Consider the following 20308-nt stretch of genomic DNA (forward strand, 5'->3'; position numbering starts at 1 on the left):
GCCGCCAGCGTTCAATCTGAGCCATGATCAAACTCTTCAATTAAAGTTTTTTCGGAACCGACGTTCCAGCTCAGCATTACTGACTAAATCTTACATTTGGTCACTCATACTGATTTTTTCGTTTTACACGAACATCATCATAAGTGCCCACACAGATAATTGATTGCTAATTGTTAAAGAGCGTGCTTCAAACTCGTTTGAAGCGGGAGGCGTATGTTACACTTCCCAGATTTTAAGTCAAGCGTGATGATTTATCTTTTTACCAAACACATCATCACGATTGACTCTTTCACTATTTGGTACTGCTAACATCGCATTTCAGGGCTTTCGTTACCACCCTGAAGCGAGGGCGCCATTTTAGTGATTTAAACCTGACTGTCAAGCGTCTTTTTGAAAGATTTTTGCAATCCGGCTTATCTCACCTGAGGCGCTACTTTCGCAGCGCTCCGCATGACATGGCGCGCATTATAGAGAGTTCAGCTGTGGGTGCAAGGGTTAATCAATTAAAAACATGCAGAACACGATTGTTCGCGCAAAAAGCAAACGATTTAGCGAAAACACCTACAAATTATGCCTGTTTCTAACCCAGGCCAACAACGATAGCAGCTTTAAGCCGTTTTTTACCATAGCTGAAAGCTTTGCTAAACACCTTGTACTCAATTGGAATATATTGTCGCTCTGCTGTCGACAACCAGGGAATGTCGGCTGTGTCAGGATCGTTTATATAGATAAAATTATCATCGGCCGCGCACACTACTACCCAATGCGGCGCTTTGCTCTTATCAAATTGCCAGGTACTGATCAGAGCAATGATAAGCTTATCTTGTTGCAGATACCGCTTAATTGCACTAACCGTAAGCTCAGCATGATGAACTGTGACACCTTGCTGCTCCGTTTGTTGCCTGAAAGAGTCATGAACCCGTTGCAGAACCGCTTTTTTTACCTCACTTCTAACACTGTCACCAAACAACAAGCCATCATTGTTCAGATAAACTTCGGCAGAAAACCCTCTGCGATGCGCCGCCAGTGCTAATCCTCTCGGACCACAGCCGCCATGGCCACTGGTCATAAAGATGGTAGTGGCCTCCCGCCATAGCTCGATTTCATGCTGATAAGGGTTAAACAAGCCCGGCTTAAAATAATTAAAAGCCATTAATAAACTGGCTGGCCCACAGGTAAATGGAGTGGTTTGGGCGATGTACGGAACCTGACGGGTACCCGAGTCACGCTTAAACTGGATCACTTGCTTCTGCATACAGATTGCATCTGAATGATCTTCATAGAAGTCATGCTTTATTGCAAACTCATGGTACTGCAACTTCTTATAAAGTTTTATTGCCGCCTCATTATCTTTGCGTACCTCTAAACGCAGCAATGCACAATGCCGGTTAGCTGCCTGGACCTCTGCTTCCGCCATCAGCTTTTCAGCAAAGCCCCGCTGCCTGAATGCAGGATCCACAGCTATTGAATACAACCGCGCCAGACTGGTGCCTCTGCGGTAGATTAACAAAAAGTATCCTGCCAGCGTGTCGCCCACTTCAAGCACAAGCAAGTCACTACGTTTTTCAGTAATAAAACGCCTGAAACTACGCACACTTAATCTGTCTGAACTAAAGCAACGTTGTTCTATAAACTGTAAAGCAGCAACATCAGCCAGCATCGCAGGTCGTAATCTGATATCGTTCGCCTGTTCTGACTTAACCATACACTTTTACCCTTAACATCATTCTTAATAGCAACCTAAATACATCACAACAGTTATGCGTTTGAAATGCCAGTAAGAAATTCTGATGCTATGCTGAAAATAAATTTGCTGTCTTTCACTGCCATAATCAGTCAGGCTTGACATGCTAACAGGAGGCAACATGGCGAAACTGATAATAATAGTAGATAAAGCTCAGGACTGGGCACCTTTTCATCAATATGACGGTGTAATGAGTTTACCCGCTTACCTTAAGTGGTCTGCCAAACAAAAACAGCGTGTGCGGGTGATTAACCTGTGTCGCCAGTCACACTATTTGGGAAGCGGCTACTATTGTTCCCTACTGGCCGAGGCCCGTGGGCATAATGTAATGCCATCGGTGCGGGCATTTAATAAATTTAATCGCCATGAAATTGCAGATATCGCCGACGAAGTGCCATTGGCATTGCTGCAACAGCTGAACAAAGACCTGGCTGAAGAAACCGCAAGCCAGCTGACGTTTAATATTTACTTTGGGGAGACAGAGCATAAAGCTTTAAAAAAGGTTGCCTCCTATCTGTTTGAAGCTTTTCCGGTACCTATCCTCAGAGTGGAACTACAGAAAAAAGTCCGCTGGCAGGTCAAAACCCTGAAAATTGGCAGCGTAAACAAACTTACTGAAACAGAACAGAGTTTATTTGGCAATATTCTGGAGAAATACAGCCATAAAATATGGCGCCTGGAACCCACGAACCGCAAGTTTAAATACGACCTTGCCGTGTTAGTTGACCCAAAAGAAAAGTTTCCGCCATGCACACCAAAATCGCTGGATTTATTTGTCCGAGCTGCGAAAAAAGCGGCGATGGATGTTGAGCAAATTACCGCAAAAGATATTCACCGGTTAGCAGAATTTGATGGTCTGTTTATCCGCGAAACAACAGCAGTGAATCATCATACCTTTCATATGGCACAAAAAGCAGAGCGCGAAGGATTAGCGGTAGTGGATGATCCCAGCTCTATTTTACGCTGTGGTAATAAAGTGTACCTTCATACTTTGTTTGAACAGCATAAGGTGCCAATGCCTGACGGTATTATGTTATTCAAGCAGGATGAAGACAACCTGGAACGCGCAGCCGATAGTCTTGGCCTGCCGCTAGTGTTAAAAATTCCTGATGGCAGTTTTTCCCGCGGCGTAATAAAAGTAAAAACCCTGACCGAATTACGCTCTACTCTAGTCACTCTGTTTGAACAAAGCGCTATTATCCTGGCGCAGCGGTATACCTTTACCGAATACGACTGGCGGATTGGCGTGTTGAACGGCCAGGCTATATTTGCCTGTAAGTATTTTATGGCCCGCAATCACTGGCAAATTTATAAGCATGGTAAGGCTAAAACCGAAAGTGGTGGTTTTAGCACCTGCGCAGTGAATGAAGTGCCGGCACATGTATTAGATGCAGCTATTCGTGCCTGCGCACCAATTGGTGACAGCCTTTACGGAGTAGATGTTAAACAAGACGGCGATAAAGTTTATGTAATAGAAGTAAACGACAACCCGAATATTGATGATGGTGTGGAAGACTTGCACCTGGGTAACAAACTTTACGACATCTTAGTCGAAGACTTTATCCGTCGGATAGAACTGAAAAGATAAATTAAGAGGGATGCCTGCACGGATTGCAGGCACATAAAACTGACGGGATCAGTTTTAGACAGCTTCAGCTGGCCTGCGTAGCAGGTATTTACCATGGATGGTAAAAACACAAAAGCGCCGGGAGTGCTTTTGGACAGCCTAAGGCTGGTCCCGAGGGATGCCTGCACGGATTGCAGGCACAAAAAAACCGGCCTTGGCCGGTTAATTTGGTGCAGATGGAGAGACTCGAACTCTCACGCCTTGTGGGCACAAACACCTGAAGCTTGCGTGTCTACCAATTCCACCACATCTGCGTTATGTTTTGCACCAGGTGCCTAACATGGCGAGCAGTATAGCGATTCAAAATAACTAGTCAACTATTGAATTCAACTATTCTGCTCGTTTTTATCCGTTCGCTTATTTGCTGAGCAAGGCGCTATTTATTTCGCCTTTTTAAGCAAGCCAATTTCCTCTAAACGCTGCATTAAATAGTCGTTAGAGTTTATAGGCTCTGGATAACGGTTTGGCCGTTCTGCACTAATACAACTATCCAGTGTTTCAATTACATAGTCCGGATTAGGGTGCATAAAGAACGGGATCGAATATCGTGGCTCGCCCGCGGCCATACCGGCCGGATTTACTACCCGATGAGTGGTAGAAGGCAACACATGGTTAGTTAAGCGCTGAAGCATATCGCCAATGTTGACCACTATGGTGCCTTCAATGGTCGTTACCGGTAACCAGCTGCCATCACGACGCAGGATTTCCAGGCCTGCTTCGTTAGAGCCAACCAATAAGGTAATCAGGTTAATATCTTCATGCTGGCCGGCCCGAATAGATTCCGTGGAGGTATCCTTAATTGGCGGATAGTGAATAGGCCGCAAGATGGAGTTACCGTAATCTACTTTATCAGCAAAATACTGCTGTGGCTGGCCAAGGTATAACGCTAACGCCTCCAACACCCGATTGCCTAACTTTTCCAGCTCAGCAAATAAGGTGTAAGTGGCCTCTTTAAAGCCAGGCACTTCAGCAGGCCAGATATTCGGGTATAAGCTGGGGTGCGGTGCCGGACCTTCCAGCTCGCGACCAACGTGCCAGAACTCTTTTAAATCAGGATGATTAGAGTCTTTAGCTTTTTCGACCCCAACGGCGGTATAACCCCTGGCACCGCCCTGCCCTGGTTTATGATATTTGGTCTTCACCTCGGTCGGTAACGCGAAAAACTGCTTAATCGCGCTGTAAGTATTTGCTACCACTTCGTCTGGAATACCGTGGCCACTAATGCCGCAGAATCCAAACTCAGTGTAGGCCTTGCCAATTTCGGCAACAAAGTTATCTTTGTCGGTGGCAAACCGTCTTATATCTAACGTTGGAACTTGCTGTGTCATATAAAAGACCTGTTTTTTAGCCTAAGGAAAAAAAGAACCCTGCAATTGCAGCGCTCATTAAGTTAGCTAATGTTGCAGCAAGCAGCGCTTTTAAGCCCAGCTCAGCAATATCAGCCCGACGACCTGGCGCCATACCACCCAGCCCGCCTAATAAAATAGCAATTGAAGAAAAGTTAGCAAAACCACACAGGGCAATTGTCACGATTACCTGAGTATGGGCACTTAGCTGTTCTTTCACCTGCACAAAGTCGAGGTATGCGACAAATTCATTAATAACTAATTTCTGGCCAATAAAACTGCCCGCTAAACGCGCTTCATCCCAGGATACGCCAAGAATAAACGCCAGCGGCTGGAACACATAACCGAATATCAGTTGCAGCGTCAGGTTCTCCATGCCAAACCAGCTACCAACGCCACCAACAATACCGTTAACCAGGGCAATTAAACCAACAAAGGCCAGTAACATAGCACCAACATTCAGCGCAAGTTGCATACCACTGGACGCGCCAGCCGCTGCGGCATCGATAACATTCGTATGCGGTTTTTCCGTGCTTATTTCGGTTAATTCATTCTTCGGTTGTTCGGTTTCAGGCAATATTATTTTGGCCATTAAAAAGCCACCAGGGGCGGCCATAAAGCTGGCCGCTATCAGGTATTTAAGTTCAATACCTAAACCGGCATACCCTGCCAGCACTGAGCCGGCTACTGATGCAAGCCCCCCCACCATTACGGCAAATAGTTCTGAACGGGTCATTGTTGGAATAAAGGGCCTGACCACTAATGGAGCTTCAGTTTGACCAACAAAAATATTGGCAGCTGCCGACATCGATTCTGGCCGGCTGGTGCCGAGTAATTTTTGTAAACCACCGCCGATTAACCGGATAACCCAGCTCATTAAACCAATATGGTACAACACCGCAATTAACGAAGAGAAAAAGATAATAATCGTTAGTACGTGAATGGCGAATATAAAGCCCTGAGAAAAGCTCCCTAAATCACCGAACAAGAACAGTATGCCCGCGTTGGCATATCCAATAACATTGGCGACAACCTGCGACACGCGGTACAACACGTCCTGACCAAAAGGCACATAAAGTACAAAAGCACCAATCACCAACTGAATAGCAAAAGCCCCGCCTACCGTGCGCCAGTTGATACGATTGCGATGTGCAGATGCAGCAAACGCCACCAGTAATAAGGCAAAAATGCCCACTAATCCCATCATATGTTATTCCCTGATTATTATTATTCTGCCAGTAACTGGCGAATTTTTGCTTTTATAATATCGATTGCAATCTGATTTTTACCACCGCGGGTAACCACTAAATCAGCATATTGCTTAGACGGTGCGATAAACTCGAAAAAAGCGGGCCGTACGGTTGTTTCATATTGTTCAGTAACAGATGCCAGGCTTCTGCCGCGATCTTCTAAATCACGCTTAATTCGCCTTAGCAGACAAATATCCAGCGGCGTATCCATAAATACACTGATATCAAACTGCCCGCGCAGCTTTTCATCATTCAGCAGTAAAATACCCTCTACCAGTATAACTTTGGCGGCCTGCACTTTTATAGACTCATCCAGCCGGGTATGTAATTTGTAACTGTACTGCGGCATTTCAATACTTTGACCAGCACGCAAGCGCTGCAAGTGCTCAACCAGTAAGCTATGTTCAAACGCAGAAGGATGATCGTAATTAGTCAGGATCCGCTGATCAAAAGACAGATGGCTTTGGTCACGGTAATAAGCATCTTCCGATAAAATAGCAATACGCTCGCCGCCCAGTTCAGCAACCAACTCCTGATAAACGGTTGACGCAAATAAACTTTTACCAGATGCAGAGGCACCCGCAATAGCAATAATAGTATTTTTAGCCACAACATCGCCTACTTTGTGGAAAACAGCTGGCGATTATCGCTAATAATGCAGCAGATAGAAATAAAAACAGCTAAAAAAAATGCCCGCGTTACGCGGGCATTTTAGTTTTTAGCTTAACTAATCTTAGAAGCGGTAGCTTACACCTACTTTCAAACGCCAGGTTGAATCATCAACATAAAACGTATCAAAGTTGTTAGTATTGGTTGAAGGGTTACCATAAACATACTGACGGGTTTCCGGGTCAACAGTAAACTCAACCAGTTCAGTAGTACCGAAGTTACTACCGTACACCTTGCCCTTGCTGCTATCTATCAGATTCAAGAAGTTATCTATTGTCAGGTAGACCATACCTTTGTGGCCTTCTTTAAAGCCTGGTACTTCCTGACGGATGCTTAAATCCAGGGTCGTTACCCAAGGAGTTGTATTGACACCTTTTGGTAAATAACCACCCGCATACTGGTTTAACCCAAGCTGGTTAATGGTATTGAAGAACGTAGCTTCAGCTGCTGCTGAAACAAACCGTACATTAGGATCACCTTGCGTTGGAATATAAGGCAGGAACGAATCATTAAACGTACCTGGGCTTATTAGGCCATATGGGTCACTACCCGGACCAGAACGCCCATCTAAATCAGCGCCATCGGCATAATAGGTTATTGGCTTACCTGAACGGCGCTCAAAGAACATATTAATGTTGGTGTTATAGCCTTCAAAGAACTGATGCTCATAACCAAAGTTAATAACAAAGCGATGCTCAGTTTCAAAGGTTGAACGGCCAACAACTGCCTCATTACGGTTTATTGCAGTATTAAAGCCATAGTTGCTGGAAGCAGTAGAGCTGGTACTGGTGTGCGCATCTGTAATGTCTTGATTAGTATAAGAGGTCGTTACATTGATACCATTATCCCATTTCTTGCTCAGGATAGTGCTGAAGACAATAGAACGGCCATCTTTATCGGTATTGGTCAGCATCAGATCGCGAGTATTGCCATCTGCATCGTCATAAATGATCCGGCCACCATCAGCGGTCGTGCCATCTTCGTCACCAAACAGACTTGCGTCTTGCCAGAAAGCGGTATTTTCGCCTTTCTTGTACATTAACTCGTTTGTCCACAAGAAATCATCACCCAACATTGGGATATCGAAGCGATAATCTGCAGCAATCTGAACGCGCCAATCGGACGGCAGCTTAAAGTTTGGATCAGTAAAGTTGGTGCTGCCATAAGCAGTTGCATTAGCTACTGCATCTCGCAGTTCTTGTGGTACCTGAGTTAAGCTTACATTAGTGAAATCTTCACCGCTTTCTCTTGCGATACCTACACCTGGGTTAGAATAGGAATTAGATACCCATACAGTTGGCTGACCTCCGGAGAAGCGACCAACACCACCGCGAATTACTAAATCATCAAACCCATCCCATTTGAATGCCAAACGTGGTAATAAAATACCGATGCCATCCAGACTTTCGCTATTATCTAAGCCACCCGTTCTGGCCGCCATCTGATCGTTAAATAGTGGCTTATCATCTGATGCCAGCATTTCGTAACGTAAACCTATGTCGAAAGTGAAGTTTTCATCAAAAGCCCACTCGTCATGCACATATATTGCATGTTCATCACGCACGAACGAAGCTGCTGCATCATTCGGGTCCAAGCTGTTAGCGTTCTGGTAATCAATTGAAGCAGCAATTCTATTTTCAAAGTCTGCAAGGCTCGCAAATTCATACTCACCCTTGGTGCGCTGTAAAAACAGGTTAAAAATGTCTAAACGCTTAAACTGATAACCAAAACTTATGCTGTGATCGCCAACCAGATAATCTGCGTCCATGCCTAAGATAAATGATTTCTTTCTTAAATCATTTGAGTGCCTGGAGTAGTCAGAACCCAGTGCAATATCACCAGAACTTGTTTCAACTAATACATCACCAAAGTCACCAAATGATGCTTGTATAGTCGGGTTGTCAAGGTAGGTAAGGCTGAACTGGGTGGAGAAATCAGGTGTCCAGTCAGAATATAATTTAAAGGCATAATTAGAAAGCTCTTCAACCCGATTATACCAGTGCGAAGATAAGCGCAGTTCAAACGGGCTGCTGCTTTGATTCGAGGTGCGGTTACCTTTGGTATACTGGTAAGTAAACGCCGCACGGTGTTCATCGTTAATGTTCCAGTCTAATTTTAACAGTAACTTTTCGTCATCCGTTATCGGTGCAAGATCCCATACCCCAGGATCAACGCCGTAAACGCGCTGGGCAATATCTCTAACTGCATTATAATCAGCCAGGTTAGCTCTTGATTGGTTAGGCGCTGAACTTCCTGCCGGGCCCCACTCAATTGGCGCAGTCGCTTCGTAGTACTCGTATGATACGAAATAGAACAATTCGTCTTTTACGATAGCACCACCAAGGGTAGCGCCGTAAGTTGTTTCATCAAACTTTATAGGGATCTCGTTCGTACCGTCCTGAGGTGTACCGGCCAGGTCGTCATTCTGTGTTTCATAAAACACAGAGCCAAATAACTTATTGCCACCTGATTTGGTTACAGCATTGATTTTTGCACCCTGAAAGCCACTGTCTTTGGCGTTAAAAGGGGAAACATCAATCGTGATTTGATCAATGGCTTCTAAAGAAATGGGTGACCGGGTAGTAGGATAACCGTTGGCATTTAAACCAAAGTCATCGTTTTGAGCAATACCATCTACACTAATGCTATTAAAGCGTGGGTTGGTGCCTGCTACGCTTAATTCACCATCTTTAGATGATAAAACTGCCAACGGATTATTACGAACGATATCTTTGATATCGCGGTTAAAACTAGGTGAATTGGCAATGTCTTCAGCACCAAAATAACTGTTGCTGCCAATGTTCTGGGCGACTATAGAACTACCAGTAACTGTAATACGTTCAACTTGCTGAGCAGACTCGACCTGAGCATTTAAGCGCAGGGTATCATCCAGCGACAGATATATATTGTTATAGGTTTTTACACCCTGAGCGCTGGTAATTGTAATTGTATATGGACCACCAACCCGCAGGCCAGTGCTGGAGAAAGCACCAGACTGGTTAGTTACTGCCGTTGAACGGGTACCAGATGGTACATGGACAATTTCAACTTTGGCGTCGGCTATAACCTGACCAGCAGGGCCTGTAACATTACCACGGACACCAGAAGAGGTATCATTTGCCATAGCGATATTAACCGAGCCCAATGCGAGTGTTACGGCTAACGCTAAATGTTTTATTTTCATATCGTTAATCACCTGGTAGTTAGTAGTTTTGTTCTAATCCGTTTGAATACAAAAATCTGTGTTCAATTAAGGGCAAAAGTGTAACGCAATTTTATGTCACTTTGATTACACCACAATTTAACCGGGAACTTTTAAGCTCTTCTTTAGTCAAAGTGCGCCTGTCATCCAAGTGTAACATGGCTGGTCAGAGTTGCGAATAATCACGACCTAAATTGATTAAAAAATATCAATTTTTGAATAAAGCGGCAGCATGCTGGTGTTTCAGCATTCGCTTGGTTATGCTACCAACTCCTTGCAGCCCCTTGAAAAACTATCGTTTATCTATGTTTAATCATTCTGTGTTTTATTTTCTTTTGCTGTTTTCCGGAGTAGCTATGGCCGATCACGTCAACGAGCTTAAGGTCGCAACCTTCAATGTCAGCATGGAATCTTCTAATTACCTGGCGCAAGGTGAAACCGGGAACAACCGGGTATTGGCGTCAATTCTGGCAAATGGTGACAACCCGCAGGTAAAAAATATTGCCGCAATAATTCAGCGTGCAAGGCCCGATGTCCTGTTATTAAATGAGTTTGACTATATTACTGACCCCAAGCAGGGTATTCAGGCTTTTATTAAACACTATTTAAACCAGCCTCAAGCGGGCAGCGAGCCTATTAACTATCCGTATTTTTACTATTCTACCGTAAATACCGGACAGCCCAGCCCGTTTGATTTGGATAATAGTGGTAAAGCTACCGGTGTCGGTGCCGATGCCTGGGGTTATGGCTTTTACCCGGGCCAGTACGGTATGGTTTTGCTATCGAAATACCCGATTGATCTCAAAAACGTTCGCACGTTTCAGCATTTTAAGTGGAAAGATATGCCACAGTTTATGCCCACATTAAAACCTGACGGCAGCCCCTGGTATAGTAGTGAAGCATGGCAGCAAATGCCATTGTCGTCTAAGTCACACTGGGATATACCAATAAAAGTTGATAACACCACGGTGCATATTCTGGCAAGCCACCCTACTCCACCGGTATTTGATGGACCGGAAAACCGCAATGGCATCCGCAATCACGACGAGATCCGTTTCTGGCTGGACTATCTGGATCCGGGTAACGCTGGCTACATTTATGATGATGAAGGCAATAAAGGTGGTTTGGCAGAAAACAGTCGCTTTGTGTTACTCGGCGATTTAAATGCGTCAGCGGATGGCGATGGTGATGCTATCAGCAGTGCCATTAAAGCACTGGTAAGCCATCAGAGAATAAGCCAGAGCGTTACCCCAGAAAGTAAAGGAGCGGCTGAAAACTCGCCCGAACAGGCACATGCTAAATATCACACCGCGGCATGGCGGATGCGGGCAGATTATGTGCTGGCTTCTGACTTTGGTTTTAACACTACCGATGGTGGGGTTTTCTGGCCGGCAAAAAATGAAGCAGACTATGCTATGGTCGGCACTCGTGGCGCCAGCTCAGATCATCGTCTGGTTTGGCTGAAGCTTGAATTAAGCGCTGAGTAATTCAGCGCGCAACTCTGTTCGGGACAATATTTAAGACACGCTTAAAATTTCAAAACCAGGTTTTGCACGTGTACCGTAACTTCTTCACGGTCATGGTAAAGATGCTTAACCTGTAAACGAAACTTAATATCGGCTTCTACCAGGCGCTGCTCCAGTTGAGCCAATATGTCTGTTACTGTTTCGTAGCGCTTTTTCATCGGCAGTTTTAAGTTAAATATCGCTTCCTGACACCAGCCATTAATCAGCCAGTCGCCCATCCGCTGTGCAACCCGCTGTGGCTGTTCAATCATGTCGCAAACAACCCAGTAGACATTTTTCTTTTGCGGCTCGAACTTAAAACCATCTACCGTTAAATGCTTGACCTGGCCAGTTTGCATTAGCGATTCAGCCATTGGCCCGTTATCGATAGCGGTCACCATCATGCTGCGCTTGACCAGCTGATAAGTCCAGCCACCGGGGCTGGCGCCTAAATCAACCGCATTTAAGCCACCGCCCAATCGCTTATCCCATTCAGATTTAGGAATAAACTGCAGAAACGCTTCTTCCAGTTTCAACGTGCTACGACTGGGCGCTTCGCCAGGAAACTTCAGCCGCATAATACCGTTTTCCAGCGGGCTATTATTCTCTGGATAAGACACGCCAACATACCCTTGCTGACCACTGAGCAATAAAATATGCAAAACCGGCGCTCGCTTTTGCTCTTTTAACAATAATACGCCTGCTTTGCGCAGTGACTGGCGAAGAGGCACGGTTAATTTACGTGCCAGGGTTGATAACGTTTTACCGTCGTTTGTTTCAGGATATTCGACCCGTAGCTCACCACAGCCGGTTAGTTCAGCAGCAAGAAGAGCTTCAAGCACCGGCGCTATTCGATCTTCAGATGGTAATTCAAGCAGTTGCGCCTGCAACAGACACCATTGGCGTATAAAAATAAAATGCTCAAATGGATAATCACGATAAAACTCTGCCAGACCATCAGCATCATAAGCTTCAAAAATAACAAAGGCTGAATTCGCCGTTAGTTTACAAAAACCAAAAACGTCATAGCTGCTGGCTTTGTCCTGAATTTCCGCGGCACATTCTTTTTCAAAACCGGCACGGCAATACAATAGTAATTGTTTCATCTAACATCCTTTCGCCAGGCGCTTATTGCAAGCATCAACCAGCCAATAATCAAAATTTGTCCACCTGTTGGTGCTAAGGCAGAATTATACAACGGTAATTTCAGCACGCCGGCACATAGCGTCCAGACAAACAGCCAAAGCCCCAGATGCCAGAATAACGCAACAGCTTTTATCAGCCTGGCAGAATCGGGCTGACGCCCAATAACCATCAACGCCAGAGTATGAAATGCCAGGATACTGATAGCACTTAACAGGCGACCAAACTCTTTACTATCGAGCCCAGCCCACAGATGCATCAATGCCGCCGCCAACCCTACTACTGCTGCACCATACAAAGCAGAGAAGCTGTTACTGGCTGACCAGAAGAATTTCATCTATTACCTCACTGCAATATGCTGCGGCCTGCTCAATCAGTTGTTGCTGCCGTAATTTGCTGGCTTTAGTCGGTTTAAAATCATGATCTGCGCTCGCCAGCCAATGTATCCTGACTTCTGGCCAACTTAAATCCGCTAACTCTGTACGTTTACCAAACGGGTCTCGCTCGCCCTGTATAATATACAAAGGTGCTGTCAACCGGGCAAAGTGTTCAGTACGCCAGCTGTTATTACCTGGCGGGTGAAAGGGATAGCCAAAAGCAAATATCGCCTTAAAGCGCGGCACCTCTGACAAACTCAACATGCTGGCAACCCGACCGCCCATCGACTTCCCACCAATAAATAATGGTGTACTGGCGTTGGCCATGTCAATTTGCGCTAAGAACTCTTGCTGCAATACTGTCATTTTCCCCGGAGGTCGTTTACGCCCCAGCTCAATGCTCTGCTGCATGTAACCGAAATTAAAACGCTGTACTTGAATGTTTTGCGCCCCAAGCGCCTCGGCCAGAGCATTCATGTAATGGCTATCGCAGGAGGCTCCGGCACCGTGAGCCAGAATTAAACAGGCTTTGGGGTTAGTCAAGGGCAACAGCATTAGTAAATTGTTGTTCAGTGAATAGTTGTTGTTCCGCTGTTACCATATCGACCATCCACTGTCGAAACGCTGTAATTTTACCCAGCTCGGTCTGACTTTCCCGGCACACCAGATAATAGGCATCTTTACTAATCAGCACATGGTTAAACGGCACAATTAAACGACCGGAGTTAATATCTGGCCGTGCCAGCACGTTGTGCGCCAAAGCTACACCCTGGCCATGAATAGCCGCCTGCAGCACCATTGAAGAATGACTGAAAATTGGTCCCTGATTAACATTAAACTGTTTATAGCCCTGGCTGGTAAACCAGGCTTTCCAGGCCCGGCGTGAGCTATCATGAAGTAAATTATGTTTTGCTAAATCTGTAGGTTCGTTCAGCGGTTTTCCGCTGTTAAGCAACAATGGCGAACATACCGGTAACAAATATTCCGTGTGCAACTTATCTGCATGTAAATTACGCCAGTTGCCCCGACCATAATAAATGGCCACATCTACGTCATCAGTTAATGACCCTTCATCCAGATCCACCGCTTTAATCCGGACGTCGATATCCGGATGCTGTTCACTAAACTGATTTAAGCGGGGTACCAGCCACTGAATTGCAAAGCTTGGTTGCAAACTTACGGTTAACGAACCTTTAGCACCGCGTACCAGTAACTTCTCTGTCGCCTCATGCAACTGCAGAAAAATCTCTTTGATGTCCAGAAAATAGCTTTGACCCTCTTCTGTCAGCAACAGCGAGCGGTTTTTACGCATAAACAATTTCAGACCAAGATGATCTTCTAACGCCTTGATCTGATGACTTATCGCAGCCTGTGTTACATACATTTCTTCGGCAGCCTTAGTAAAACTAAGGTGTCGGGCGGCTGTTTCGAAAGCCTTTAACGCATTTAGTGGTGGCAGACGACGCGCCATAAATTTACTTAGCTCAATAGTTAACTGGCTGGGGGCTTATAGCCTTCAATCTCAATATCTTCGCCCTGAAACAAGAAGGCATCCATCTGTTGCTCCAGAAATTGCCGATGTTCAGGATTCATCATATTGAGCTTTTTCTCGTTAATCAGCATTATTTGCTTGGCCTGCCACTTGCTCCACGCCTCTTTGCTAATCGACGCAAAAATTTTACTGCCAAGCTCGCCCGGATATAACTGAAAATCCATTCCAGGTGCCTCTTTTTGCAAATACTGACAAAAAACCGTTCTACTCATCAACTTTTCTCCTCATTACGGGGTTGTAATGCCTGCAACTGTTGCAGCAGGATTTTAGCAGGTGCAGATAACCCCACCTGCGGTAATTGCGCTATTGTAAACCATTGCGCTGCCGTTTGCTCCTGCACCAGCTCAGGTTTTGTCGCAAGCTGCACTAACAGAGGGGTTATCCATAAGCGAAAATGACTGAATGTATGTCGAAATGCCGGTAATTCAAGCGTTGCTGCTACTTTTAAGTTATTTAACAACTGGTAATCTGTTCGATGCTGTTCATTGCCAAACTCAATAAAGCCGTACAGGCCGCCCCATAACCCACTTGCAGGCCTTTGTTGCAATAGTATCTGCTGCTGATACTGCAGCATTAACCAGAAGCTTTGTTTCTCAGGGATGGTTTTTGCAGGCTTTTTCCCAGGGTACGCGGTTTGTTCACCAGCCTGAGCTGCCCGGCAGTTTAAATGCAGTGGACATTGTGCACAACGGGGTTTGCTGCGACTACATAGTGTCGCCCCCAGGTCCATCATTGCCTGATTAAATGCCGAGACCTGTTCTCCCTGCGGGGTAACCTGTTCAGCCAGATCCCATAACTTTTGTTCGACAGCTTTATTACCTGGCCATCCACAAACCGCAGAAAACCGGCTTAATACCCTTTTGCAATTGCCATCTAAAATAGGGTAATGCTGGCCCAGTGCCAGCGATAAAATGGCACCTGCGGTAGAGCGGCCAATCCCGGGTAGGGCAAGTACCCGGGCAAATTCAACCGGAAACTGTCCATCATACTCAGTCGCTATTATCTGAGCCGTTTTATGTAAATTTCGGGCACGGGCATAATAGCCAAGGCCAGTCCACAAATGCAGCACTTGATCCAGTGGCGCCGCCGCTAAACTTTTCACATCAGGAAAATGCTGAATAAACTGCTCAAAATAAGGAATTACCGTACTCACCTGGGTTTGCTGCAACATCACCTCACTGAGCCAGGTTTTATAAGGTGTTTTATTTATCTGCCATGGCAGCGTTTTACGGCCGTGTAACTGATACCAGCTAAGCAGCTGATCTGAAAACCAATTAGCAGTATCTTTTTGCAACAGCGCTCTCCACATCTCAGCCAACTTGCGAATAGCTGCGCAGTATAAGCAGCTTGCAGTTGAAAGCCAACGCAAAACGTCAGTTGAGCTTCTGCCCTAATATCCGCATAATGTGCGCCGCAGTTTGATTATGGAGCCATAAATGACCACCACCCCAGAGCAACCAGAAACGCAAAAACCGGCCGCAGGGCAAGACGAAAACGTGCCTTACATGCGTAAAATCCGCTCTTTTGTACTGCGAGAAGGCCGGCTGACCAAAGGCCAGCAAAATGCCCTGGATAACCACTGGTCCGCATTTGGTCTGGCTTATCAGAACTCGCCATTAAACCTGACTGAAGTGTTTGGCCGCGCTGCGCCGGTGGTACTGGAAATCGGCTTTGGCATGGGAAAGTCACTGGTTGCCATGGCTCAACATGCACCCGACAAAAACTTTATCGGTATTGAAGTTCATAAACCCGGCGTGGGAGCTTGTCTTGGTGATGCGGCGGCGGCGGGTCTGAGCAATTTGCGTTTATTCGAACATGATGCGGTGGAAGTACTGAACGACACTATAGCGGATAGTAGTCTGAGTACCGTGCAGCTGTTTTTCCCCGATCCCTGGCATAAAAAACGCCACCATAAGCGGCGGATAGTTCAGCCTGATTTTGTTCAGTTGCTGCGCCAGAAACTACAGATTGGCGGAGTGTTTCATATGGCAACAGACTGGCAAAATTACGCTGAGCATATGCTCGAAGTAATGCAGGTAGCTGAAGGCTTTGCCAACGTATCTGCAACCGGCGATTATGTTGAACGTCCGGAACAGCGCCCTCTAACCAAATTTGAACAACGTGGGCAGCGTCTTGGCCATGGCGTCTGGGATCTTATGTTTGAAAGGATAAGTTAATGCTCACTAACACCAGTCAGATGCTACTGCGGAATATTGCCGATTTAACCGGCAATATATTAATTGTTGAACCAGAAGCTGATGAACTTTGCCGCAGCCTGCTGGCAAACCTGCCTACGGATGCAACATTAAGCTGCTACACCACAAATGCAGCCGTTGCCAGCACCTGGCAGCATTCTTCAGCAACCTGCCACTTCAGTGCACTGCCAACATTTAACCAGCAATTTGATACTGTGGTAATTTTTTACCCGAAAAGTAAAGAGCAACTTAATTTAACGCTGGCAAACCTGGCTCCTGCCTTAGCCGACAACAGTCAGCTCTATCTGGTTGGTGACAATAAAGGCGGTATTAAAAGCCTCAGCAGTCACGCCGATAAGTTAGGCTTGCAGGTTAACAAACTGGATAATGCTAAGCATTGCCTGTGGTACTACTTAAGTGGCTCACTGCAAAACCTTGCCAAACCTGCATTCAGCCAGCACAAACTAACCATTAACAGCACCGAACTTAACATTTGCTCCATCGCCGGAGTGTTTAACCATGGCAAACTGGATATTGGTACAGCTTTATTACTTGATAATCTGGAACATATTGTTAAAGGCACTGTTTTAGATTTTGGATGCGGCAGCGGCGTTATCGGTGCTTATCTGAAAAAACGTCACAACGCGCTTAATTTGTATTGTTCGGACGTTAGTGCACTGGCCGCTGAAGCCACCCGTCAGACCCTAAGCGCTAATAATCTGCAAGGCACGGTAATAACAGCAGACGGCCTGCCGGCACAACCAGCAAGCTTTGATCATATTGTCAGTAACCCGCCGTTTCATACCGGCATAAAGACCGACTACAGTATAAGTGAAGCGTTTATCAGTCAGAGTAAAAGCCGCCTGAATGCTGGTGGTAGTTTAACGCTGGTCGCCAACTCGCATCTGGCATACCACACATTACTTGAACAAACCTTTGGCAAAGTGGCAATATTGGCTAAAGCCAATGGTTTTGTTATATATCAGGCAATTAAAAGGTAAGGCAATGAAAAAGCGGTTAATGACGCTGGCATGGCAAGTGCTGGGGTTTACCCTGGTTGTAGCAGTAATAATGCCAGCACACGCCGATGTGCCACAGCAGTGTATTCAAAATAAAAACCGGTTTAAAGCCTGCCCTCACCAGCTGTATCGGGCCGATACTCTGCCATCTCAAAACGAATTACAGTTACTTTGTATTTGCGTGACAGATTTTCTGCCACTGCTGCAACAACCCGGCAGCGAACAGCAAAGAATTGAACAAAACATGACCCGGCGCCAGTATCAGGCGCAATATAAAGAAGATTTACCTGTGATCCTGGCCATCCTCAAGCGGCAACGTTAATCAGCCAGTAAAATAACTCTGCTATCGAATAAGCCAAGATACTCTTCTGTCTGCTTGTAAAGTACAGGAACCAGATACAACTTATTATTTGTTACCCAATAAAGGGCATTTTGCTGTAAATCACGGGCCAACTGCATTGCCTGCAATTTTTCGCACAATACTATCCAGCTTTTTTCCTGAAACCTTAAATCGGCAGAGGCGCCGATAACCGCCCGAAAAGGCATGCGCGCTTGTTGCAATATATCTTCAAATTGTTTGTCGAGGCACAAGTTGACATGCGAATTTTTGATTTCACCGGCAGGATTCTGGGCACTAATAATCGCAAAATCTAATTGAGTTGCCAGGCGTTGCCGGCAGATAAACACACTGTCTTTGTAAGCTTGCCATAACGACATATGTTACACCTACTTGAAACAATCCAGCTAACTATACCCGCCAGCCAGAAAATTACCAAACAGGTTTGCTAAAACGTCCTTAACTGCATAACATCAATGCTTAATCTGGATCAGTTGCAGCAATGTCAGCTAAAAGTGAGCAATGCATGAAAGCAGTAGTCAACACCAGTTCAAAAACCAGTACTATCAGAAGTGCGTTGTTTGTCGGTGTAATGGCCATTTGCAGCCTGACAATCTGTGTTGCAATGCTTGCTTCAACGTTGCACGATATCGGACAACAGCGTACAGCGCTGATTAATGAACTAAAAACATATGCCAGTGTTATTGCGTACAATGCCCAAGTTAGCTTTATCGCAGCAGAGCAACGCATCGAACAATCAGAGGCAAAAACTACCGATGAAAAGGAAAACATTTATAACGACTTTGCCCACATAGAAGAAAACCGATTGTATTCTTTTGAAGCCGTTCCAATGTTACACAACATTCACATATACCGGCTGCAAGCGGCCTCCGATAAATTAGCACTCTACTCAATTTACAACGCCAGAGGTATTGGTCCTTATCCAACGCAGTACGACAAAGTAGCTTCTTTTTTAACCCCGTATTTAACTGACAATCATATAGAGTTGAGTCAGGAAATCAGGGTTGGCGATACGCTTGCAGGTTATGTTTACGTCAGAGCAAGTCAGCAAAAATTGCAGACCTATATCCAAAACAACGTGTTAATTGATCTGTTGATTATTCTCTGCGCTTTAACCATTGCTTATTTTCTGACCAGAAAGCTTGATCAGCGCTTCACCACACCTATACATCAGCTATTGCAGTTAGTGCAGCGTATTGCCAAAGATAAAGAATATCACCTGCGTGCGCAGCAAACTAATGTGGCAGAATTCAATACTTTTGGTAAAGCGCTGAACACTATGCTCGACAAAGTTGAGCGACAAATTATTAAGCAACAACAAACTGAAACAGAAATTCGTGAGCTTTATCAAGGTCTGGAACAAAAAGTAAGTGAACGCACCGATGCGCTGAAATCATCAAATCAGGAACTGCTGAATACCCTTGCTACTTTACATCAATATCAGAATCAAATCGTCGAAACAGAAAAAATGGCCAGTCTTGGCCAGATGGTGGCAGGCGTTGCTCATGAAGTAAACACCCCCATTGGACTGGGCGTAACTGCGTCAACCTTGCTACAGGATCGGTTGACCCAAATAGAACGTGCTTATACCGAGAAAAAACTGACCTCTTCCCAACTGGGTCGATTTTTAAGTGAAAGCAAAGAAAACCTGGGCATTATTTATCGCAACCTGGAGCGCGCGGCGAGTTTAATCAGCAGCTTTAAACAAGTAGCGGTCGATCAGTCGCATGACAGTCAGCGCAGCTTCAATATGGCGCAACTGATAAATGAAGTATTACTTTCTTTGCGACCTAACCTTAAGAAAAATCACCATCAAGTTGTGGTTGAATGTCCGCCAGAACTTATTATTGAAAGCAAAGCGGGACCGATAAACCAGATTCTGATTAACCTTATCATGAATAGTCTTATTCATGCTTTTGACAACACTGACCAGGGTAACATAACTATTGCAGTAAAAATCAGTGGCACGCGTTGTAAACTATCCTATCGCGATGATGGCAGTGGTGTACCTGAAAGTATTAAAAAACGAATTTTTGATCCCTTTGTTACCACTAAACGCGGCGAAGGAGGCAGCGGCCTGGGTTTACACCTGGTATATAATCTGGTTACCCAGGCTTTAAATGGCACAATCAGTTTTACCAGCACTCTTGGTCAAGGTGTGCAAATACTCATCGACTTTCCGGTAATCAATAATAGCCATCAAAACAAAAGTTAATAATATCTCATTGTATTAAAACATGTTTTTATTCATTCACAGACAGTTGCTAATAATGAAACGTCAATTGTTAACAAAATTCTTGTTAACAATTGGGCGGCCCGCT

At 45.2% G+C, this 20308-nt stretch carries 18 protein-coding genes and 1 tRNA gene; 6 read left to right on the forward strand and 13 right to left on the reverse strand.

Translation table 11 applies throughout. The annotated features are described in order from the left end of the window. Positions 1-580: 580 nt before the first annotated feature. Entirely contained in the window at positions 581-1705 is a 1125-nt protein-coding gene (locus B2X65_RS11965) for a GNAT family N-acetyltransferase/peptidase C39 family protein (protein ID WP_290612773.1), read from the reverse strand. 160 nt (positions 1706-1865) lie between these two features. On the opposite strand from B2X65_RS11965, the gene B2X65_RS11970 reads away from it, so the two are divergent. After that, positions 1866-3332, forward strand: coding sequence for a RimK family protein (locus tag B2X65_RS11970; protein WP_290612775.1), 1467 nt, complete (start codon positions 1866-1868; stop codon positions 3330-3332). Positions 3333-3539: 207 nt separating this feature from the next. Here the strand turns inward: B2X65_RS11970 and B2X65_RS11975 are convergent. The 5 genes from B2X65_RS11975 to B2X65_RS11995 all read right to left on the reverse strand — a co-directional run bounded on the left by B2X65_RS11975 (position 3540) and on the right by B2X65_RS11995 (position 9820). Further along, positions 3540-3625 (reverse strand) — tRNA-Leu (locus B2X65_RS11975). Positions 3626-3751: 126 nt separating this feature from the next. Continuing rightward, the gene (locus B2X65_RS11980) at positions 3752-4699 is read right to left on the reverse strand and encodes an isopenicillin N synthase family dioxygenase (RefSeq protein WP_290612777.1); all 948 of its coding nucleotides are present in this window, start codon (positions 4697-4699) and stop codon (positions 3752-3754) included. 16 nt (positions 4700-4715) lie between these two features. Further along, the gene (locus B2X65_RS11985) at positions 4716-5924 is read right to left on the reverse strand and encodes a NupC/NupG family nucleoside CNT transporter (protein WP_290612779.1); all 1209 of its coding nucleotides are present in this window, start codon (positions 5922-5924) and stop codon (positions 4716-4718) included. A gap of 20 nt (positions 5925-5944) precedes the next feature. Continuing rightward, positions 5945-6577, reverse strand: a complete 633-nt coding sequence (gene udk / locus B2X65_RS11990) for a uridine kinase (protein WP_290612781.1) — start codon at positions 6575-6577, stop codon at positions 5945-5947. A gap of 123 nt (positions 6578-6700) precedes the next feature. Next, positions 6701-9820 (reverse strand): TonB-dependent receptor, encoded by a 3120-nt coding sequence (locus B2X65_RS11995; protein WP_290612783.1) that lies wholly within the window; start codon positions 9818-9820, stop codon positions 6701-6703. Between the two features lie 374 nt (positions 9821-10194). On the opposite strand from B2X65_RS11995, the gene B2X65_RS12000 reads away from it, so the two are divergent. Next, on the forward strand, positions 10195-11325 hold the full coding sequence (locus B2X65_RS12000) for an endonuclease/exonuclease/phosphatase family protein (RefSeq protein ID WP_290612785.1): 1131 nt from the start codon (positions 10195-10197) through the stop codon (positions 11323-11325). A 41-nt stretch (positions 11326-11366) separates the two neighbouring features. Here the strand turns inward: B2X65_RS12000 and rlmM are convergent, their stop codons facing one another. From rlmM to mutY, 6 genes are read right to left on the reverse strand one after another with little or no spacing between them, the layout of a single operon-like run. Then, a complete protein-coding gene (rlmM, locus tag B2X65_RS12005) occupies positions 11367-12449 on the reverse strand; it encodes a 23S rRNA (cytidine(2498)-2'-O)-methyltransferase RlmM (RefSeq protein WP_290612787.1) in 1083 nt (360 codons plus the stop codon). Next, entirely contained in the window at positions 12446-12823 is a 378-nt protein-coding gene (locus B2X65_RS12010; RefSeq protein WP_290612788.1) for a hypothetical protein, read from the reverse strand. Before B2X65_RS12010 ends, rlmM begins: the two co-directional genes overlap by 4 nt. Beyond that, on the reverse strand, positions 12798-13418 hold the full coding sequence (locus tag B2X65_RS12015) for an alpha/beta family hydrolase (protein ID WP_290612790.1): 621 nt from the start codon (positions 13416-13418) through the stop codon (positions 12798-12800). Before B2X65_RS12015 ends, B2X65_RS12010 begins: the two co-directional genes overlap by 26 nt. After that, positions 13399-14334: a transcriptional regulator GcvA gene (locus B2X65_RS12020; protein ID WP_290612792.1), complete on the reverse strand. Its 936-nt coding sequence runs from the start codon at positions 14332-14334 to the stop codon at positions 13399-13401. Before B2X65_RS12020 ends, B2X65_RS12015 begins: the two co-directional genes overlap by 20 nt. Positions 14335-14354: 20 nt before the next feature. After that, positions 14355-14627 carry an oxidative damage protection protein gene (locus tag B2X65_RS12025; RefSeq protein WP_290612794.1) on the reverse strand — a complete coding sequence of 91 codons (273 nt, stop codon included), beginning with the start codon at positions 14625-14627 and terminating at the stop codon, positions 14355-14357. Further along, positions 14627-15709 (reverse strand): A/G-specific adenine glycosylase, encoded by a 1083-nt coding sequence (gene mutY / locus B2X65_RS12030; protein ID WP_290612795.1) that lies wholly within the window; start codon positions 15707-15709, stop codon positions 14627-14629. Before mutY ends, B2X65_RS12025 begins: the two co-directional genes overlap by 1 nt. A gap of 142 nt (positions 15710-15851) precedes the next feature. On the opposite strand from mutY, the gene trmB reads away from it, so the two are divergent. The 3 genes from trmB to B2X65_RS12045 are packed head-to-tail and all read left to right on the forward strand — an operon-like array spanning position 15852 to position 17951. Next, positions 15852-16592 (forward strand): tRNA (guanosine(46)-N7)-methyltransferase TrmB, encoded by a 741-nt coding sequence (gene trmB, locus B2X65_RS12035; RefSeq protein ID WP_290612796.1) that lies wholly within the window; start codon positions 15852-15854, stop codon positions 16590-16592. Continuing rightward, entirely contained in the window at positions 16592-17611 is a 1020-nt protein-coding gene (locus B2X65_RS12040; protein ID WP_290612798.1) for a class I SAM-dependent methyltransferase, read from the forward strand. The genes trmB and B2X65_RS12040 overlap by 1 nt, the downstream gene beginning before the upstream one ends. Positions 17612-17615: 4 nt before the next feature. Next, complete coding sequence (locus tag B2X65_RS12045; protein WP_290612800.1) at positions 17616-17951, forward strand: hypothetical protein; 336 nt, start codon at positions 17616-17618, stop codon at positions 17949-17951. On the opposite strand, the gene B2X65_RS12050 is transcribed toward B2X65_RS12045, so the two are convergent. Next, the gene (locus B2X65_RS12050) at positions 17948-18346 is read right to left on the reverse strand and encodes a DUF3293 domain-containing protein (protein ID WP_290612801.1); all 399 of its coding nucleotides are present in this window, start codon (positions 18344-18346) and stop codon (positions 17948-17950) included. The two genes, B2X65_RS12045 and B2X65_RS12050, sit on opposite strands and share 4 nt — an antisense overlap. Before the next feature lie 146 nt (positions 18347-18492). Between B2X65_RS12050 and B2X65_RS12055 the strand changes: the two genes are divergently transcribed. Continuing rightward, entirely contained in the window at positions 18493-20202 is a 1710-nt protein-coding gene (locus B2X65_RS12055; RefSeq protein ID WP_290612804.1) for a sensor histidine kinase, read from the forward strand. Positions 20203-20308 lie beyond the last annotated feature (106 nt).

The sequence above is a fragment of the Arsukibacterium sp. UBA3155 genome, from assembly GCA_002364615.1.
Lineage (GTDB): Bacteria > Pseudomonadota > Gammaproteobacteria > Enterobacterales > Alteromonadaceae > Alishewanella.

Excerpts from the sequence above, each read along its gene's own strand:
- rlmM (WP_290612787.1), bottom strand. The coding sequence starts at position 12,449 with ATGAAACAATTACTATTGTATTGCCGTGCCGGTTTTGAAAAAGAATGT.
- B2X65_RS12045 (WP_290612800.1), top strand. The coding sequence starts at position 17,616 with ATGAAAAAGCGGTTAATGACGCTGGCATGGCAAGTGCTGGGGTTTACC.
- trmB (WP_290612796.1), top strand. The coding sequence starts at position 15,852 with ATGACCACCACCCCAGAGCAACCAGAAACGCAAAAACCGGCCGCAGGG.
- B2X65_RS12015 (WP_290612790.1), bottom strand. The coding sequence starts at position 13,418 with ATGCTGTTGCCCTTGACTAACCCCAAAGCCTGTTTAATTCTGGCTCAC.
- B2X65_RS12010 (WP_290612788.1), bottom strand. The coding sequence starts at position 12,823 with ATGAAATTCTTCTGGTCAGCCAGTAACAGCTTCTCTGCTTTGTATGGT.
- B2X65_RS12020 (WP_290612792.1), bottom strand. The coding sequence starts at position 14,334 with ATGGCGCGTCGTCTGCCACCACTAAATGCGTTAAAGGCTTTCGAAACA.
- B2X65_RS12040 (WP_290612798.1), top strand. The coding sequence starts at position 16,592 with ATGCTCACTAACACCAGTCAGATGCTACTGCGGAATATTGCCGATTTA.
- B2X65_RS12025 (WP_290612794.1), bottom strand. The coding sequence starts at position 14,627 with ATGAGTAGAACGGTTTTTTGTCAGTATTTGCAAAAAGAGGCACCTGGA.
- B2X65_RS11965 (WP_290612773.1), bottom strand. The coding sequence starts at position 1,705 with ATGGTTAAGTCAGAACAGGCGAACGATATCAGATTACGACCTGCGATG.
- B2X65_RS11995 (WP_290612783.1), bottom strand. The coding sequence starts at position 9,820 with ATGAAAATAAAACATTTAGCGTTAGCCGTAACACTCGCATTGGGCTCG.
- B2X65_RS11985 (WP_290612779.1), bottom strand. The coding sequence starts at position 5,924 with ATGATGGGATTAGTGGGCATTTTTGCCTTATTACTGGTGGCGTTTGCT.
- B2X65_RS12000 (WP_290612785.1), top strand. The coding sequence starts at position 10,195 with ATGGCCGATCACGTCAACGAGCTTAAGGTCGCAACCTTCAATGTCAGC.
- B2X65_RS11970 (WP_290612775.1), top strand. The coding sequence starts at position 1,866 with ATGGCGAAACTGATAATAATAGTAGATAAAGCTCAGGACTGGGCACCT.
- B2X65_RS12050 (WP_290612801.1), bottom strand. The coding sequence starts at position 18,346 with ATGTCGTTATGGCAAGCTTACAAAGACAGTGTGTTTATCTGCCGGCAA.
- B2X65_RS11980 (WP_290612777.1), bottom strand. The coding sequence starts at position 4,699 with ATGACACAGCAAGTTCCAACGTTAGATATAAGACGGTTTGCCACCGAC.
- B2X65_RS12055 (WP_290612804.1), top strand. The coding sequence starts at position 18,493 with ATGAAAGCAGTAGTCAACACCAGTTCAAAAACCAGTACTATCAGAAGT.